Below are 1,469 nucleotides of genomic sequence, written 5' to 3'. Positions count from 1 at the left end.
TGTGCTGCGGGCGTACGCCGATGGCCACTTTACTCGATGGAAAACGGATCTGGGCAGAAAAGAATCTGAACCAGATGTAATCTGACAGACACCTGTATAAATAATCGGTAACTGTCAGATCAGGTCTGAGCTAGTACACCTTATGGTTTACAGCGGCAATGCCATGATCACCGCATCTTCGCGCCCGTTGGCTGCCGGGTAATAGTTACGCCGCAGCGATACTTCGTTAAACCCCAATTGCTCATACAGCGCGATGGCGTTGGCGTTGGATGCACGAACCTCCAGCCACAGCGTGGTAATGCCGCGTGCCTCCAGCGTTTCAATCAGTTGTTCCAGCAGATGCCGACCGTGGCCTTGCCGTTGGTGTGTCGGGTGAACGGCAATATTGAACAACGTCGCTTCATCCAGTACCACCTGGGTAATGGCAAACGCCACCAGCGTATCGTTGCGTGTCAATTTCAGGTTCAGGTAGCGTTCGCCCTGATTACTGTTAAAGGTGATTTCCGTCCACGGAAAAGCGTGGCTTGCCTTTTCGATGGCAAAGGCGGCAGGCAAATCGTGGGACGTGAGGGGAGAAATAACGTGCATGATAAACAACCTGAATTAATGGGCCTCTGAGGCTGCCAGCAAGGGAAGATGTTCACTGATTTGTTGCCACAGGGCGCGTTTGGCACTGGGGTTGGCGTAAAGCGCGTCCAGCGCCGGGCTACTCAATTGCACCCCCGTCCAGGCGGGTGGCACATCAACCCCCAGACACCAGCTATGGCAATGCGTCGAGGTGGGCAGCATGGCAGTCTGTTCCGGTGTGAGCGGGTACACTTGTTCGGGGCGCAGTGACAAACTGTGCAGCACATCGCCAATCAGAGAGTCATGGGCGGTGGGGAGCGAAGCGGCAACAATCACCAGACGCGTTTGTGCGGGCAGTGTTACGGCAATCTCGCCCTGCAACACCGTGGGGCGGCGTAACGTCCACTGCGTAATCCCCATTTGTTGTAAAAGCCAATCGCGTCTTGGTGCCATGATATCCAGTACTCGGTTCGCCATGATAGCCACGCTATGCTAACAAACCTGATACGGATGCGCCAATAAAGTGAATCGGCAGCAGTGTGTTCCCCTTTAAGCCTGGTAATGGCCAACGCCGTATTTTTCACACCGCCTCAGTGAAAAATAAAATATCTCACGTTAATGACGCTTCAATGTGATTTGCTGCAAGGAGTGCCATATGCGCTCTTTATCACCGTCTTTTAAGTTAGCTTGGTTAAGAACACGGAGAAAGGAGACTTTGTTGGTGAATTGTTCGCCATGGGTCAAGGTTGCAGTAATACAAGAGGCTTTGTTGAATAAATAGAACTTTTGGGTAATCATCGGAGCAGATCACCACAGTTGTTTCAAAATCAGGTCTCCATGGCAAAACAAAATTTTAAAATCACCAACTGGCCCTCTTATAACAAGGCCCTCAAGCAGCGCGG

At 51.8% G+C, this 1,469-nt stretch carries 3 protein-coding genes; all 3 read right to left on the bottom strand.

What is annotated here, in order from left to right; all coding sequences use genetic code 11:
* Positions 1-147: 147 nt before the first annotated feature.
* Complete coding sequence (gene rimI, locus QZ506_RS21105; RefSeq protein WP_291973711.1) at positions 148-588, bottom strand: ribosomal protein S18-alanine N-acetyltransferase; 441 nt, start codon at positions 586-588, stop codon at positions 148-150.
* A 15-nt stretch (positions 589-603) separates the two neighbouring features.
* A complete protein-coding gene (locus tag QZ506_RS21100; protein ID WP_291973713.1) occupies positions 604-1,020 on the bottom strand; it encodes a DNA polymerase III subunit psi in 417 nt (138 codons plus the stop codon).
* A 162-nt stretch (positions 1,021-1,182) separates the two neighbouring features.
* A complete protein-coding gene (locus QZ506_RS21095; protein ID WP_291973710.1) occupies positions 1,183-1,365 on the bottom strand; it encodes a hypothetical protein in 183 nt (60 codons plus the stop codon).
* Positions 1,366-1,469: the final 104 nt, after the last annotated feature.

It is taken from the genome of Candidatus Symbiopectobacterium sp. (assembly GCF_020054415.1).
Taxonomy (GTDB): domain Bacteria; phylum Pseudomonadota; class Gammaproteobacteria; order Enterobacterales; family Enterobacteriaceae; genus Symbiopectobacterium.
The sequence above is the reverse complement of the archived record's forward strand: the minus strand, read 5'-3'. Positions and strand labels throughout refer to the sequence as shown.

Excerpts from the sequence above, each read along its gene's own strand:
- QZ506_RS21095 (WP_291973710.1), bottom strand. The coding sequence starts at position 1,365 with ATGATTACCCAAAAGTTCTATTTATTCAACAAAGCCTCTTGTATTACT.
- QZ506_RS21100 (WP_291973713.1), bottom strand. The coding sequence starts at position 1,020 with ATGGCACCAAGACGCGATTGGCTTTTACAACAAATGGGGATTACGCAG.
- rimI (WP_291973711.1), bottom strand. The coding sequence starts at position 588 with ATGCACGTTATTTCTCCCCTCACGTCCCACGATTTGCCTGCCGCCTTT.